This window comes from Kitasatospora sp. NPDC096077 (assembly GCF_040303245.1).
GTDB lineage: Bacteria > Actinomycetota > Actinomycetes > Streptomycetales > Streptomycetaceae > Kitasatospora.
Map to the genome: position 1 here is coordinate 116,676 of NZ_JBEOSV010000016.1, position 16,044 is coordinate 132,719.

Here is a 16,044-nt window from a genome sequence, read left to right on the forward strand (position 1 = left end):
GGCACCCCGCCCTCCCGGACCCGTCATCACGCCGGGCCGGCCACCACCACGATCGGCGCCGCCACCGGAGTGCCCGAACCGTCCCGGCGCGGGTCCCGCTCCGGCAGCTCGACCGGCACGCCCTTGGCACCGGCCGCCCGGGCCGGGGCGGCACCCGCCCAGGCGAACGTCAGACCGTCCTCACCACGCAGGAAGCGCTGGCAACGCACCCCGCCGGTCGCCCGGCCCTTGCGCGGATACTGCTCGAACGGCGTGACCTTCCAGGAGGTCTGCTCCTCCCCGGAGAGCGTGCCCGAGGCCGTCGCCACCGAGACCACCACCGCGTCCGCGGCCGGATCCACCGCCGTGAAGGACAGCACCCGGGCACCGTCCGACAGCTTGATGCCCGCCATGCCACCCGCCGGACGGCCCTGCGGACGCACCTGCCCCGCCGGGAAGCGCAGCAACTGGGCGTCCGAGGAGATGAACACCAAGTCCTCCTCGCCGGTGCGCAGTTCGACCGCGCCCACCAGCTCGTCGCCGTCCTTGAGGGCGATCACCTCGAACTCGTCCTTGTTCGCCGGCCACTCCGGCACCACCCGCTTCACCACACCCTGCACCGTGCCCAGCGCCAGCCCCGGCGAGGACTCGTCCAGCGTGGTCAACGCCAACACCCGCTCCCCGGCCTCCAACCGCAGGAACTCGCCCACCGCGGCCCCGCCCGCCAGCGTCGGCGACGGCATCGGCGGCAGCGCCGGCAGATCGATCACCGGCAGCCGCAGCACCCGGCCCGCCGACGTCACCACACCCACGTCCGCCCGCGCCGTGGCCGGCACCGCCGACACGATCACGTCGTGCTTCGCCCGCTTCTCCGACAGCTCGAACGGCTCGCCGTCCGCCGTCCGCGCCAGCAGCCCCGTCGAGGACAACAGCACCCGGCACGGGTCGTCCGCCACCTCCAACGGCACCGACAACGCCGCCGACGGAGCCGCCCCCGCCTCCAGCAGCACCGTGCGCCGCTCCGTCCCGAACTGCTTGGACACCGCGCCCAGTTCGGACGACACCACACTGCGCAGCCTGGAGTCCGACTCCAGGATCTCGGTCAGCTCCGCGATCTCCGCGGACAGCTTCGCCTTCTCCTGCTCCAGCTCCACCCGGTCGAACCGGGTCAGCCGGCGCAGCGGGGTGTCCAGGATGTACCCGGTCTGCGTCTCCGACAGCGAGAAGCGCTCCATCAGGCGCTCCTTCGCCTGCTGCGCGTTGTCACTCGACCGGATGATCGCGATCACCTCGTCGATGTCGACCAGGGCCACCAACAGGCCCTCGACCAGGTGCAGTCGCTCCTCACGCTTGCGGCGCCGGAAGTCGCTGCGCCGACGCACCACTGTGAACCGGTGGTCGACGTAGACCTCCAACAGCTCCTTCAGCCCCAGCGTCAACGGCTGCCCGTCCACCAGCGCCACGTTGTTGATGCCGAAGGTCTCCTCCATCGGCGTCAACTTGTAGAGCTGCTCCAGCAGCGCCTCCGGCACGAAGCCGTTCTTCACCTCGATCACCAGCCGCAGTCCGTGCTCGCGGTCGGTCAGGTCCTTGACGTCCGCGATGCCCTGCAGCTTCTTCGCGTTGACCAGGTCCTTGATCTTCGAGATGACCTTCTCCGGGCCGACGTTGTACGGCAGCTCGGTCACCACGATGCCCTTGCGGCGCGCCGTCACCGACTCGATCGCCGTGGTCGCCCGGATCTTGAACGTGCCACGGCCGCTCTCGTACGCGTCCCGGATCCCCGACAGGCCCACGATCCGCCCGCCCGTCGGCAGGTCCGGACCCGGCACGAACCGCATCAGCGTGTCCAGGTCAGCGCTCGGGTGCTTGATCAGGTGCCGGGCCGCCGCCACCACCTCGGACAGGTTGTGCGGCGGCATGTTCGTCGCCATGCCCACCGCGATCCCGGTCGCGCCGTTCACCAGCAGGTTCGGGAACGCGGCCGGCAACGCCAGCGGCTCCTGCTCGCTGCCGTCGTAGTTCGGCCCGAAGTCGACCGTGTCCTCGTGGATCGACTCCACCAGCGCCATCGACGCCGCCGTCAGCCGCGACTCGGTGTACCGCATGGCGGCCGGCGGGTCGTCGTTGCCCAGCGAACCGAAGTTGCCGTGCCCGTCGATCAGCGGCAGCCGCATCGAGAACGGCTGCGCCATCCGGACCACCGCGTCGTAGATCGACTGGTCACCGTGCGGGTGCAACCGGCCCATCACCTCGCCGACCACACGGGCGCACTTCACGTGCGAACGCTCCGGACGCAGGCCCATCTCGTTGGCCTGGTACAGGATCCGGCGGTGCACCGGCTTCAGACCGTCCCGCGCGTCGGGCAGCGCCCGCGAGTAGATCACCGAGTAGGCGTACTCCAGGAAGGAGCCCTGCATCTCGTCCACGACGTCGACGTCGAGGATCCGCTCCTCGAAGTCTCCGGGCGGCGGGGTCTGCGAACTGCGGCGGGCCATCGCGGCGGGGCTCCCTTACGTGTCGCTGGCAGTGGCGTCGGCCGTCGTCCGGCCGTCGGTCGGTCGGCGCACGGGCGGCGCCGTCCTGATTCACCGTCCCGTCGCCGCCACCCGTCAACCGGGCGCGACCGACAGGGCACGGCGCCCCCATTGTGGACCCTCCCGCCGACAGTCCCGGTCAGCGGCCCTCTTCCGCCCCTGGCGAACGCCGCATCCGCGCGGGCACGAACACGCCCCCCACGCGTTGCACCACAATGGGGGACGCCACACGAACCCCGACATCGACGACGGGAAGGACCCGAGCGCATGGCCAACCCGGCCCCCGCCTCCAGCCGAGGCATCGCCATCACCGAGCACCGCCTGGCCAACGGCCTGCGCGTCGTCCTCTCCGAGGACCGACTCACCCCCGTCGCGGCAGTCTGCCTCTGGTACGACGTGGGCTCCCGCCACGAGGTCAAGGGCCGTACCGGCCTGGCCCACCTCTTCGAGCACCTGATGTTCCAGGGCTCCGCCAACGTCTCCAACAACGGCCACTTCGAGCTCGTCCAGGGCGCCGGCGGCTCCCTCAACGGCACCACCAGCTTCGAGCGGACCAACTACTACGAGACCATGCCCGCCCACCAGCTGGAACTCGCCCTCTGGCTGGAGGCCGACCGGATGGGCTCGCTGCTCGCCGCGCTCGACGAGACGTCCATGGAGAACCAGCGCGCCGTCGTCAAGAACGAACGCCGCCAGCGCTACGACAACGTCCCGTACGGCACCGCCTTCGAGAAGCTCACCGCGCTCTCCTACCCGGACGGCCACCCGTACCACCACACCCCGATCGGCTCCATGGCCGACCTCGACGCCGCCACCCTCGACGACGCCCGGACGTTCTTCCGCACCTACTACGCGCCCAACAACGCGGTCCTCTCCGTGGTCGGCGACATCGACCCCGAGCAGACCATCGCCTGGGTCGAGAAGTACTTCGGATCCATCCCCGCCCACGACGGCAAGCAGCCCCCGCGCTCCGGCGAACTCCCCGACACCATCGGCCACGAGGTCCGCGAGAACGTCACCGAGGACGTCCCCTCCCGCGCCCTGATGGCCGCCTACCGCCTGCCGCACGACGGCACCCGGGAAGCCGACGCCGCCGACCTGGCCCTCACCATCCTCGGCAGCGGCGAGTCCAGCCGGCTCTACAACCGGCTCGTCCGCCGCGACCGCACCGCCGTCGCCGCCGGTTTCGGCCTGCTGCGCCTCGCCGGCGCCCCCAGCCTCGGCTGGCTCGACGTCAAGACCTCCGGCGACGCCACCATCGCGCAGATCGACGCCGCCGTCGACGAGGAACTCGCCCGCTTCGCCGCCGAGGGCCCCACCACCGAGGAACTCGAGCGCGCCCAGGCCCAGATCGAGCGCGAGTGGCTCGACCGGCTCACCACCGTCGCCGGCCGCGCCGACGAACTCTGCCGCTACGCCGTCCTGTTCGGCGACCCCAAGCTGCTGAACGACGCCCTCCCCAAGGTCCTCGACGTCACCGCCGAAGAGGTCCAGGCCGTCGCCAAGGCCCGGCTCCACCCCGACAACCGGGCCGTCCTCGTCTACGAGCCGACCGCGACCGCCGACGACGCTTCCGACGCCGCTTCCGAAGAGGAGGGTGCCGCCGTATGAGCACCGACTACGTCCCCGCGATGACCTTCCACCCCCAGCCCCAGCCCGGCACCCCCAGCCCCTGGGCCTTCCCCGCCCCCGAGCGGTCCGCCCTCGGCAACGGCATCACCGTCCTGCACTGCCACCGGCCCGGCCAGCAGCTGGTCGCCGTCGAGGTCCTCCTCGACGTCCCGCTCGCGGCCGAACCCGAGGGCCTCGACGGCATCGCCGCCATCCTCGCCCGGGCGTTCAACGAGGGCACCGACACCCTCACCGCCGAGGAGTTCGCCGGCGAACTGGAGCGCGCCGGGGCCACCCTCGACGCCCACGCCGACCACCCGTGCATCCGGGTCGCCCTGGAGGTCCCCGCCTCCCGACTGCAGCGCGGCCTCACCCTGCTCGCCGACGCCCTGCGCGCCCCCTCCCTCCCGGCCGAGGAGATCGAGCGGCTGGTCGCCAACCGCCTGGACGAGATCGTCCACGAGCAGGCCAACCCCGCCCGGCGTGCCGCCAAGGCCCTCTACGCCGAGCTCTTCGACGCCGCGGACCGCCTCTCCCGGCCCCGCAGCGGAACCGCCGACACCGTCAAGTCGATCGACCGGGCCGCCGTCAAGGCCTTCTACGACGCCCACGTGCGGCCCGCCACCAGCACCGTCGTGGTGGTCGGCGACCTCACCGGCGTCGAGTTGCCCGCCCTGCTGGAGAGCACCCTCGGCACCTGGACCGGCTCCACCGCCGGGCTCTCCACGCACGCCCCGGTCACCGGCGACGACCGCGGCCGGGTCCTCATCGTCGACCGGCCCGGCTCGGTCCAGACCCAGCTGCTGATCGGCCGGATCGGGCCCGACCGCCACGACCCGGTCTGGGCCGCCCAGATCCTCGGCACCTACTGCCTCGGCGGCACCCTCACCTCCCGCCTCGACCGCGTCCTGCGCGAGGAGAAGGGCTACACCTACGGCGTCCGGGCCTTCGCCCAGCCGCTGCGCTCCGCCGCCGACGGCAGCGGGCGCTCGCTGCTGGCCATCAGCGGCTCGGTGGACACCGCGTCCACCGCCCCCGCGCTGGCCGACACCTGGACCATCCTGCGCACCCTCGCCGCCGAGGGCCTCACCGACGCCGAGCGCGACGAGGCCGTGCAGTTCCTGGTCGGCGTCGCGCCGCTGAAGTACGAGACCGCGGGCTCGGTCGCCGGCACCCTGGCGGACCAGGTCGAGCAGCACCTCGCCGACGACTACCAGGCCGAGGTCTACCGGCAGCTGGCCGAACTCCCCACCGCCGCGGCCACCGAGGCCGTGGTCGCCGCCTTCCCGCCGGACCGCCTGGTCACCGTCCTGGTCGGCGACGCCGCCGCGATCGCCGAGGACGTCCGGGCGCTCGGGATCGGCGAGGTCACCGTCGTCAGCTGACGCCCGGTGGCGTCGGACTCCGGCCCGGTGGAGCGAACCCGCTCCGCCGGGCCGGACGCGTTTTTAAATCCCTTGCAGGCCGGTCCCGTTCCGTGGATAGATGTTCCCCGACGCACCGAACGTGCGAACGGCGAGCAGCGAAAGGAGGCGGTCACCATGCGGGTCGAGCGAACCATACGACGACGCTCCCCAAGGCCGTCCCTCCCCTGCTCCACCCCGGCCGCCTGAGCGCAGCCGCCCCCGAACTTCCCCGAGCCGCGCCGGGATTCTCATGCGCGCGGCAGCTCATCTTCGTGAACTCCCCGACCGCTGGAGGTCGTTCAACCATGACGTACACCGAAGCGCCCGGAATCCGGGTCCCGATCCGGATGTGGACCGACCCGGCGACGGTCGAGGGCCAGGCCCTGCAGCAGCTGCGCAACATCAGCTCCCTGCCCTGGCTGCACGGCCTCGCCGTGATGCCCGACGTCCACCTGGGCAAGGGCGCGACGGTCGGCTCCGTCATCGCCATGAAGGACGCGGTCTGCCCGGCGGCGGTCGGCGTCGACATCGGCTGCGGGATGAGCGCGGTGAAGACCTCCCTCACCGCGAAGGACCTCCCGGACGACCTCTCCGGCCTGCGCTCCAAGATCGAGCAGGCCATCCCGGTCGGCCGCGGCCTCCACACCGACCCGGTCGACCCGGCCGGGCTCCAGGACTTCCGCGCACCGGGCTGGGACGACTTCTGGCAGCGCTTCGACGGGGTGGCAGAAGCGGTCAAATGGCGTCGCGAACGTGCCATGCAGCAGATGGGAACGCTCGGAGCGGGCAACCACTTTGCGGAGGTTTGCGTCGATATGTCCGATTCAGTGTGGCTGATGCTGCACTCGGGCTCTCGCAATATCGGCAAGGAGCTGGCGGAGCACCACATGGGCGTCGCCCGCTCGCTGCCGCACAACCAGGGCCTGGTGGACCGGGATCTGGCGGTCTTCCTCGCGAAGACCCCGGAGATGGCCGACTACCGCCAGGACCTGTTCTGGGCGCAGGAGTACGCCAAGAACAACCGGGCGGTCATGATGGCGCTCTTCCAGGACGTGGTCCGGCGCGAGTTCGCCAAGGCGCAGGTCACCTTCGACGAGGTGATCAGCTGCCACCACAACTACGTGGCCGAGGAGCAGTACGACGGCGTCGACCTGCTGGTGACCCGCAAGGGCGCGATCCGGGCCGGCTCCGGCGACCTCGGGATCATCCCCGGCTCGATGGGGACGGGTTCGTACATCGTCCGTGGCCTGGGCAACGAGGCGGCGTTCAACTCCGCCTCGCACGGCGCCGGCCGCAAGATGAGCCGCACCGCCGCCAAGAAGCGGTTCACCGCGCGCGACCTCGCCGAGCAGACCGCGGGCGTGGAGTGCCGCAAGGACAGCGGCGTGGTCGACGAGATCCCGGGCGCCTACAAGAACATCGAGAAGGTCATCGAGCAGCAGAAGGACCTGGTCGAGGTGGTCGCGCACCTCAAGCAGGTGATTTGCGTCAAGGGCTGACGAATGAACGAGGCCCCCGGAATGATCCGGGGGCCTCGTTCAGGACGCGATCTTTCGCGACTTGCAGCCGTTGATGCGCCATCGGCGAAGGTTGCAGCTCTGCTCGGTTCGGCCGAGCTGCCTCGCGGCGGCCCTGATGCTCGGCGCAGCCACGAGGATGTCGTCCTCGGCCTTGGTCCAGCTCCGTCTGTTCACCCGTTTCATGCCAGTCGGCCGACACCACGTTGCGGCTTGTGCGGCTCCGGAGAGCTTTCGTGGCAGCGATAGGCACTGGGCGTAGTAGAGGGCGTTGGCGATGGCGACTGCCTCCTCCCGGGTGTACACGATGTTGTAGATGCCGTCCCGGCTGTTCCGGCGGAAGATGCGCCGCCCGGCTCCCGAGAGCTCTTCGGCACAGCCGACGAAGAAGGAGGCGATGGCGTCGCTCTGGGTGGTGAGGCTGATGAAGGAAAGGCCCTGGGCAGTGAGCCCTACCGAGCCGTCGGCGTCGATCAGCCCCCGCAGGTAGTCGCGCTGCGAGAACGGAACGGAAGGCGGAGCCACGATCTCGGACTTACGACCGACCGGCAGGCCGAGTGCCTGCAGTTCCTCGCGGAACTCCCGGGCACAGACGGTCCACGTCACCGATGTGTGATCGGCCTTGAAATTCGTCGTGCGCGTCCGGTAGCTGATGGTGCTGTTGTACGGGCAGAGCCGCTGGAACTCCTCCAGGATCGGGGCGTCCCGCGCCGAGAGTTCCACGGAGAGCCGGCCGCGGTTCCGGGACTGCTCGGTGAGGTGTCCGTCCGCCTGGAGGAAGGCGAACATGTAGGCGTGCTCGGGTCGTTCGAGGTCGAAGAACGTCATGCCGCGAGCATCAGTGCGATCCACCGTTCGAGGGGGTCGAACGAGCACCGCTTCGCTCAATGGTGTGGATGCGATCGATTGCGCAAACAGAAGCGCCCGGCAGTGATATTCACTGCCGGGCGCTTCGTGCGCGCTGCGAGGCTCAGGCGGCGGCCGGGAGCTCGTCGAGGCCTTCGGCGACCAGCTTGGCGAGGCGGTCGAGGGCGTCGTCGGCGTTGGGGGCGTCGGAGGCGAGGATGACCTCTTCGCCGCCCTGGGCGCCGAGGCCGAGCAGGCCGAGCATGGAGGCGGCGTTCACGGGGTTGCCGCCCGGCTTGGCGATGGTGATCGGCACGCCGGTGGCCGTGACGGCACGGACGAAGACGGAGGCGGGACGGGCGTGCAGGCCCTCGGCCCAACCGATGGTGACGCGGCGCTCAGCCATGAGACGTGCCTTTCCGGTGAAGCTGGTCACGGCCGTGCTCGGGGAGCGGGGGAAACGACCGTGTTGTCTAGACCAGTGTTGCACGCAGGCGACCCCTGCGAGGTGCCGCGTTCGGGACTTGTGATTGTTTCTTTTCGGGGCATAAGGCCCGGCCAGCGGCCCTGTCCACCCTGCCGTGGGCACGCGCCCGGCGCCATTCGGCTCGCCGCCGGATAACCTGACGAATGTGGAAGACCCCGCGGTGGCGAACCCCGAGCAACCCGACTATCCGCAGCACTGGGAAGCCGACGTCCTGCTGCGCGACGGCGGCACGGCCCGGATCCGGCCGATCACCCCCGGCGACGCCGGGCGGCTGGTGGAGTTCTACGAGCAGGTCTCCGACCAGTCCAAGTACTTCCGCTTCTTCGCCCCGTACCCGCGGCTCTCCGACAAGGACGTCCGCCGCTTCACCCATCACGACTTCGTGAACCGGGTCGGCCTGGCCGTGGTGGTCCGCGACCACTTCATCGCCACCGTCCGCTACGACCGGATCGACGCCGAGGGCCGCCCCTCCGACACGGGGACGGACGCCGAGGTGGCCTTCCTGGTGCAGGACGCCCACCAGGGCCGCGGGGTGGCCTCCGCCCTGCTGGAGCACATCGCGGCGGTGGCCCAGGAGCGTGGCATCCGCCGCTTCCAGGCCGAGGTGCTGCCGGAGAACCGCAAGATGGTGAAGGTCTTCACCGACGCCGGCTACACCCAGCGCCGCAGTTTCGCGGACGGCGTGGTGCACCTGGAGTTCGACCTCGAACAGACCGACCGCTCGCTCGCCGTGATGCGCGCCCGCGAGCACCGTGCCGAGGCCCGCTCGGTGCAGCGGCTGCTGACGCCGCGCTCGGTGGCCGTGATCGGTGTCTCCCGCAACCCGCAGACCGTCGGCCGGGCCCTCCTTCGCGACCTGCTCGGCAGCTTCGACACCGAGTTCGAGAGCCGGTACGAGCCCAAGGACGCCCAGCGCACCGTGTACGCGGTGAACCGTAGCGCCCCGCCCGGCACCGTGCTGGACGGCGTCCCGGTGCACCGTTCGATTCTGGACATTCCCGGGCCGGTCGACCTCGCCGTGATCGCCGTCCCCGAGGGCGCCGTCCCGGCGGCCGTCGCCGAGTGCGGCGCGCACGGCGTGCAGGGTCTGGTGGTGGTCACCGCCGGCTACGCGGAGACCGGCCCGGAGGGCCGCGACCGCCAGCGGGCCCTGGTCCGCCAGGCCCGCGCGGCCGGCATGCGGGTGATCGGCCCGAACGCCTTCGGCCTGATCAACACCGACCCCGACCGCCCGTTGAACGCCTCGCTCGCCCCGCACCTGCCGGACCGCGGCGGCTTCGGGATCTTCTGCCAGTCCGGGGCGATCGGCGTGGCCCTGCTGGAGTCCGCCCACCGGCGCGGCCTGGGCGTCTCCTCCTTCGCCTCGGTCGGCAACCGCTCGGACGTCTCCGGCAACGACTTCCTGCAGTACTGGGCCGAGGACGAGGCCACCGAGGTGGTGCTGCTCTACCTGGAGTCCTTCGGCAACCCCCGCAAGTTCACCCGGATCGCGCGCCGGCTGGCCGCCGCCAAGCCGGTGGTCGTGGTCAAGGGCGCCCGCCACACCGGCAGCCTGCCGCCCGGTCACGCCGTCCCGGCCACCGCGACCGGCCTGCGCGACGCCACCGTGGACGCGCTGTTCGAACAGGCCGGCGTGACCAGGGTGGCGACCATCACCGAGCTCCTCGACACCGGTGAACTGCTCGCCCAGCAGCCGCTGCCCCCCGGCGACCGGGTCGCCGTGGTCGGCAACTCCGACTCGCTCGGCCTGCTCACCTACGACGCCTGCCTGAGCGCCGGGCTTCGTCCGCGCACTCCCGTCGACCTCACCACCGCCGCCACCGGGGAGAACTTCCGGATCGCCCTGGACGTGGCGCTCGGCGACCCCGCCGTGGACGCGGTGATCGCCGTCGCCATCCCCCCGATCGGCACCTCCGCGCACGCCTTCATGGGCGGCCGGCTGACCGGCCCGGACGACCCCGAGATGGGCTCGGACGACCCGGAGATCGCCGCCGCCCTGCTCGAAGCGGGCGAGCGCGCCCGGGAACGGGGCAAGCCCCTGGTGCTGGCCCACCTGGCGCTGACCGACCTGCCGGCCCGGCTGCGCCCTGGCGGCATCCCGGCCTACGCGGCGCCCGAACGGGCCGTGCGCGCTCTCGCGCACGCCGTGCACTACGCCCAGTGGCGCCGCCGCACCGCGGAGGCGGAGGAGACGGCACGCGTCCCCGAGCTGGACCGGATCGACGAGCCCGGCGCCCGCGCCCTGGTGGAGGCGGCGCTGAGCACCCGCGCCGCGACCGCGGCCCGCACCCAGCCCGGCGGCGCCCGGATCACCCTGTCGGACACCGAGGCCCGCCAGCTGCTGGCCCGCTACGGCATCGACGTCTCGCCCGCGCTGCCCGCCCCGGACGAGGAGACCGCCGTCCGGGCCGCCGAGCAGCTCGGCTACCCGGTGGCCCTGAAGGCGACCGCCCCGCACCTGCGCCACCGCCCCGATCTGGGCAGCGTCCGCCTCGACCTGACCGCCGAATCCGGCCTGCGCCGCGCCCACCGCGAACTGGACGCGCTGCTCGGCGGCGCGGCCGGGGCCCGGCTGGTGGTGCAGCGGATGGCCCCGCGCGGCGTGGACACCGTGATCGGCGCCACGGTCGACCCGGCGGTCGGCGCGATCCTGTCCTTCGGGTTGTCCGGCGCCCCCGCCGAGCTGCTCGGCGACGTGGCCCACCGGCTGGTCCCGGCCACCGACCAGGAGGTCGCCGGGCTGATCCGCGAGGTCCGGGCGGCTCCGCTGCTGTTCGGCTGGCGCGGTGCCGAGGCGGTGGACACCGACGCGCTGGAGGAGCTGCTGCTGCGGGTCTCGCAGCTGGCGGACGACGTGCCGGAGATCGCCTCGGTGGACCTCGAACCGGTGGTCGTCGCCCCGCACGGACTGGCGATCCTGGGGGCGCGGGTGCGGGTCGCACCGCTGCCCGTCCGCAGCGATCTGGGCCCGCGCGCGATGAGCACGCTGTAACCTTCCTTGGTTGCGCCTGCCCGTGGGCGCTGATGTCCGAAGCTCGGCGCCGTGCCGCCCGCTTCGTCGGCGGACCATGCCAGGATGGAGTTATGGCGAAGACCGGTACCACCACCACTCAGGACCTGCGCTCGGCGATCGAGCGCAGCGGCTACTACCCGGCCCTGGTGTCCGAGGCGGTCGAGTCCGCGGTGGGCCCGGAGCCGATCAGCTCCTACCTGGTGCACCAGGAGACCACCTTCGACTCCAACGAGGTGCGCCGGCACGTGACGGTGCTGGTGCTGACCCCGACCCGGTTCGTGGTGAGCCACACCGACGAGCAGTCGGGCGACGCGGGCACTCCCGCCGTGCCGTTCGCGACGACCTCGACGGAGAGCGTCCGGCTGGACCGGATCGGCTCGGTCGTGGTGAGCCGGATGGTGGCGAACCCGGAGACGTACACGCCGGGGACGCTGCCCCGCGAGGTGGTGCTGACGATCGGCTGGGGCGCGGTGCAGCGCCTGGACCTGGAGCCGGCCGGCTGCTCGGACCCGAACTGTGACGCCGACCACGGCTACACCGGCTCGGCGACGGCCGACGACCTCTCGCTGCGGGTGAGCGAGGCCGGGGACGGCCCGGAGACGGTGGCCCAGGCCCTGGTGTTCGCCCGGGCGCTGTCCGACGCGACGATCGACACCAGCCCGCGGGTCTGACCCCGCGGCTCGACCCCGCAGTCCCCGTCCGCGTCCCCGTTCGCGCCTCCGACCGCGTTCCCGCCCGCTACGAATCCGGTTCCATGTCCTTCGCACCCTCCGACGGTTACGACGCCTTCGAGATCCTCGACCCGGCCGCCGCCCCCGCGCCCCCGTACGGCAGCGGCTCGCTCTGCGACCTGCTGCCCTCGGTGGCGGCGGGCCTGGGCGTCCCGGGGTTCACCGCGACGCTGCCGATCGCCCCGGCCGACCGGGCGGTGGTGTTCCTGGTGGACGGCCTGGGCTGGGAGCTGCTGCTGCGCCACCCCGAGTACGCCCCGTTCCTGTCCTCGCTGGCCGGGAGTTCGATGGGCGGTTCGGGCCGTCCGCTGACCGCGGGCTTCCCGTCCACCACCGCGACCTCGCTGGCCTCGGTCGGCACCGGCACCCCGCCGGGCCTGCACGGTCTGGCCGGGTACACGGTGGCGGTGCCGGGCGCCGACTACCTGATGAACCAGCTGCGCTGGCAGCCGCACACCGATCCGCAGGCCTGGCAGCCGTACCCGACGGTGTTCGAGCAGACCCACCGGGCCGGGGTGGCGACCGCCCAGGTGTCCTCGCCGCTGTTCGCCCAGACCCCGCTGACCAGGGTGGCGCTCTCCGGCGGCACCTTCCTGGGCCGTACCACGGGCGAGGAGCGGATGGACCTGGCGGCCTCCTGGCTGGCCGAGCACGACCGGGCGCTGGTGTACACCTACGTCAGCGAGCTGGACGGCGCGGGCCACCGCTTCGGGGTGGACTCCGACGAGTGGCGGATGACGCTGGACGCGGTGGACCGGTTGGCCCGTCGGCTGGCCGAGCAGCTGCCGCCGCGTTCGGCGATGTACGTGACCGCGGACCACGGCATGATCGACATCGCCCCCGAGGACCGGATCGACTTCGACGAGGACTGGGAGCTCGGCGCCGGTGTCGCCCTGCTCGGCGGTGAGGGCCGGGCCCGGCACGTGTACGCGGTGCCGGGCGCCGCGGCCGATGTGCACACGGTCTGGAGCGAGGTGCTGGGCGACCGGATGTGGGTGGCCACCCGGGACGAGGCGATCGCGGCGGGCTGGTTCGGCCCGACCGTCGACGACCGGGTGTACCGGCGGATCGGCGACGTGGTCGCCGCGGCGCGCGACGACATCGCGATCATCGCCTCCCGCAACGAGCCCGGCGAGTCCGCGATGATCGGTCTGCACGGTTCGATGACGCCGGTCGAGCAGTTCGTGCCGCTGCTCGAAGTCCGCGGCTGAGCCGGTCCCTTGACTTCTCTGTGCCCGAACCCCCTTGATGTGAAAGGCCTTTGCTCCACCCATGGCTGAACTGGTGTTCTTCTCGGGCACGATGGACTGCGGCAAGTCGACGCTGGCGCTGCAGATGGACCACAACCACACCGCGCGCGGCCGGCAGGGCGTCATCCTGACCCGCAACGACCGGGCCGGCGCCGCCACCATCTCCAGTCGGCTGGGCCTGCGCGCCGACGCGGTCGAGGTGACGGACGACTTCGACTTCCACGCCCATGTGGTGCAGCGGCTCTCCGCCGGTGGCCGGGTGGACTACCTGATCTGCGACGAGGCGCAGTTCTTCGCCGCCGAGCAGGTCGACCAGCTGGCCCGGGTGGTGGACGAACTGGACATCGACGTCTTCACCTTCGGCATCACCACCGACTTCCGCACCCGGCTGTTCCCGGGTTCGCAGCGGCTGATCGAGCTGGCCGACCGGGTGGAGGTGCTGCAGGTCGAGGCGCTGTGCTGGTGCGGTGCGCGGGCGACCCACAACGCCCGTACGGTCGGCGGGGTGATGGTGGTCGAGGGCGCCCAGGTGGTGATCGGCGACATCTCGGTGCGCGAGGACGAGGTGGGCTACGAGGTGCTGTGCCGCCGCCACCACCGCCGTCGGCTGACCGCCGCGACCGCGCGTGCCTCGGTGCTCTCCCCGGACGTGCTGCCCTTCGAGGAACAGCAGGCCTGAGGCCGGCAGGCCTGAGGTCAGCAGGTCTGAAGCCGGCAGGCCTGAGGCCGCTACTCGGCGACCTCCAGGACCGAGAAGTGCCCGCCCTGCGGGTCGGCCAGCCGGGCGGCCGTGCCGCGGACGGTCCCGTGCGGTTCGACCAGGATCCGGCCGCCGAGCGCGACGGCCTGACGGGCGGTCAGTGCGGCGTCCCGGACGGCGAAGTGGGTGCGCCAGCGCGGCGGGTGGCCGCGCAGGTCGGCGTGGTGGCGGATGCCCGCGACCGGGCGCCCCTGGACCAGTAGCGCGGATTCGCCGCCGGTGGGCCGGACCGGTCGGTCGAGCACGGCGGCGTAGAAGACGGCGGCGCCGTCGGCGTCCGGGGTGAGCAGTTCGGCCCAGGCGGGGCCGCCGGGCTGTGTCCCGGATTCCCGGCCGAGGTGTTCCTCGCCCTGCCAGAGGCCGAAGACCGCGCCGGAGACGTCGGAGGCGATGGCCATCCGTCCGGCGCTCTCGGCCTGCAGCGGTCCGACCGCGACGGTGCCGCCGCACTGGCGCACCAGTTGGGTGGTGCGGTCGGCGTCGTCCACGGCGAAGTAGGTGGTCCACTGCACCGGGAAGCCGGTGGCGGTGGAGACGCCGAGGCCGGCCACCGGTGCGCCGTCGAGTTCGGCCCGGACGTAGGCACCGAGTTGGCCCGGCCCGGGGGAGTACGTCCAGCCGAGCAGTTCGCCGTAGAAGGCCCGGGCACCGGGCAGGTCGTCGGTCAGCAGGCTGACCCAGCAGGGCGTGCCCTGGGCCAGTCGGAGTTCCACCGCGGGCAATGCGGGCCTCCTCACGGGTGGTTGGCGCACGACGGGTGGTGGGCGCACGGAATTCCTGGCGCGCGAGGGTGATGCTTCCACCCTGGCGCGCGCCCAACCCTCGACCCGCGCGGAAAGTCCGGCAAAGAGCGCACAAAGAGCCGTGGGCCGGTGGCGCTGCGCGACAATGGCCGACATGACCACCTTCAACGACGGTTCCCCGCTGATCTCCGCGGCCGAGCTGGGCGGGGCGCTGGCCTCCGCCCGCCCGCCGGTGCTGCTGGACGTGCGCTACCAGTTGGTCGGCGCCGCGCCGGGCGGCCCGACCGCGGCCGAGGAGTACCGGGCCGGGCACCTGCCCGGCGCCCACTTCGTCGAGTTGGACCGGGACCTCGCCGCCCCGCCGGGTGCTCCCGGCCGGGGCGGGCGCCACCCGCTGCCGGATCCGGAGGAGTTCGGGGCGGCGATGCGCGGGTTCGGGGTGAGCGCCGGGCGTCCGGTCGTGGTGTACGACGGCGCGGCGTCGATGGCGGCGGCCCGGGCCTGGTGGCTGCTGCGGTGGGCGGGGCACCGGGAGGTGCGGGTGCTGGACGGCGGCTTCGCGGCCTGGCGGGCGGCCGGGCTGCCGGTGACGGCCGAGGTGCCGGAGCCGGCCGCGGGTGATTTCAAGGCGGTCCCGGGGCAGTTGCCGACGGTGGACGCGGACGGTGCGGCGGCCTGGGCGCGTGAGGCCCTGCTGCTGGACGCCCGCTCGGGTGAGCGCTACCGGGGCGAGAGCGAGCCGGTGGACCCGCGGGCCGGGCACGTCCCGGGTGCGCTGTCGGTACCGACCTCGGAGAACGTGGGCCCGGACGGGAGGTTCCGTCCGGTCGCCGAACTGGCCGCCCGTTTCCGGGGGTTGGGCGCGGGGGAGCGCGAGGTCGCGGTGTACTGCGGCTCCGGGGTGACGGCGGCGCACGAGATCCTGGCCATGGCGGCGGCGGGTCTGGAGGCCACGCTGTACCCGGGTTCGTGGAGTGAGTGGTCGAGTGACCCGGGCCGCCCGGTGGCGGTGACCGACCAGCCGGGCTGAGCCCGGCCGGACACAGCGGAGGGGGGGGGGGGGGGGGCGCCCCCCCCCCCCGGGGGGGGGGGGCGGGGTCGAAAGGGGGGTGGTGGGCCCGCGGGGCCACTCAAAGAGGGGCCCCGCGGGGCCCGAGGGCCCGG

At 72.6% G+C, this 16,044-nt stretch carries 12 protein-coding genes; 8 read left to right on the forward strand and 4 right to left on the reverse strand.

Annotation, left to right across the window (positions count from 1 at the left end; all coding sequences use genetic code 11):
• Positions 1-26 precede the first annotated feature (26 nt).
• Positions 27-2,477, reverse strand: a complete 2,451-nt coding sequence (locus tag ABTZ03_RS16825; protein ID WP_350513711.1) for a DNA gyrase/topoisomerase IV subunit A — start codon at positions 2,475-2,477, stop codon at positions 27-29.
• A gap of 306 nt (positions 2,478-2,783) precedes the next feature.
• Between ABTZ03_RS16825 and ABTZ03_RS16830 the strand changes: the two genes are divergently transcribed.
• The 3 genes from ABTZ03_RS16830 to ABTZ03_RS16840 all read left to right on the forward strand — a co-directional run bounded on the left by ABTZ03_RS16830 (position 2,784) and on the right by ABTZ03_RS16840 (position 7,032).
• Positions 2,784-4,127 (forward strand): M16 family metallopeptidase, encoded by a 1,344-nt coding sequence (locus ABTZ03_RS16830; protein ID WP_350513712.1) that lies wholly within the window; start codon positions 2,784-2,786, stop codon positions 4,125-4,127.
• 20 nt (positions 4,128-4,147) lie between these two features.
• Positions 4,148-5,512, forward strand: coding sequence for a M16 family metallopeptidase (locus ABTZ03_RS16835; RefSeq protein ID WP_350513740.1), 1,365 nt, complete (start codon positions 4,148-4,150; stop codon positions 5,510-5,512).
• A 326-nt stretch (positions 5,513-5,838) separates the two neighbouring features.
• The gene (locus ABTZ03_RS16840; RefSeq protein WP_350513713.1) at positions 5,839-7,032 is read left to right on the forward strand and encodes an RtcB family protein; all 1,194 of its coding nucleotides are present in this window, start codon (positions 5,839-5,841) and stop codon (positions 7,030-7,032) included.
• 39 nt (positions 7,033-7,071) lie between these two features.
• Here ABTZ03_RS16840 and ABTZ03_RS16845 read toward each other — a convergent pair whose 3' ends face one another.
• Positions 7,072-7,878, reverse strand: coding sequence for an LAGLIDADG family homing endonuclease (locus tag ABTZ03_RS16845; protein ID WP_350513714.1), 807 nt, complete (start codon positions 7,876-7,878; stop codon positions 7,072-7,074).
• A 142-nt stretch (positions 7,879-8,020) separates the two neighbouring features.
• The gene (locus ABTZ03_RS16850) at positions 8,021-8,302 is read right to left on the reverse strand and encodes an HPr family phosphocarrier protein (protein WP_350513715.1); all 282 of its coding nucleotides are present in this window, start codon (positions 8,300-8,302) and stop codon (positions 8,021-8,023) included.
• Positions 8,303-8,528: 226 nt separating this feature from the next.
• Between ABTZ03_RS16850 and ABTZ03_RS16855 the strand changes: the two genes are divergently transcribed.
• From ABTZ03_RS16855 to ABTZ03_RS16870, 4 genes are all read left to right on the forward strand, one after another.
• A complete protein-coding gene (locus tag ABTZ03_RS16855; protein WP_350513716.1) occupies positions 8,529-11,375 on the forward strand; it encodes a bifunctional acetate--CoA ligase family protein/GNAT family N-acetyltransferase in 2,847 nt (948 codons plus the stop codon).
• Positions 11,376-11,467: 92 nt separating this feature from the next.
• Positions 11,468-12,067 carry a DUF5998 family protein gene (locus ABTZ03_RS16860; protein WP_350513717.1) on the forward strand — a complete coding sequence of 200 codons (600 nt, stop codon included), beginning with the start codon at positions 11,468-11,470 and terminating at the stop codon, positions 12,065-12,067.
• 83 nt (positions 12,068-12,150) lie between these two features.
• Complete coding sequence (locus ABTZ03_RS16865; protein WP_350513718.1) at positions 12,151-13,338, forward strand: alkaline phosphatase family protein; 1,188 nt, start codon at positions 12,151-12,153, stop codon at positions 13,336-13,338.
• 61 nt (positions 13,339-13,399) lie between these two features.
• Positions 13,400-14,056, forward strand: coding sequence for a thymidine kinase (locus ABTZ03_RS16870; protein ID WP_350513719.1), 657 nt, complete (start codon positions 13,400-13,402; stop codon positions 14,054-14,056).
• Positions 14,057-14,106: 50 nt separating this feature from the next.
• Here the strand turns inward: ABTZ03_RS16870 and ABTZ03_RS16875 are convergent, their stop codons facing one another.
• Positions 14,107-14,850 (reverse strand): VOC family protein, encoded by a 744-nt coding sequence (locus ABTZ03_RS16875; RefSeq protein WP_350513741.1) that lies wholly within the window; start codon positions 14,848-14,850, stop codon positions 14,107-14,109.
• A gap of 184 nt (positions 14,851-15,034) precedes the next feature.
• On the opposite strand from ABTZ03_RS16875, the gene ABTZ03_RS16880 reads away from it, so the two are divergent.
• Complete coding sequence (locus tag ABTZ03_RS16880) at positions 15,035-15,910, forward strand: sulfurtransferase (protein WP_350513720.1); 876 nt, start codon at positions 15,035-15,037, stop codon at positions 15,908-15,910.
• Positions 15,911-16,044 lie beyond the last annotated feature (134 nt).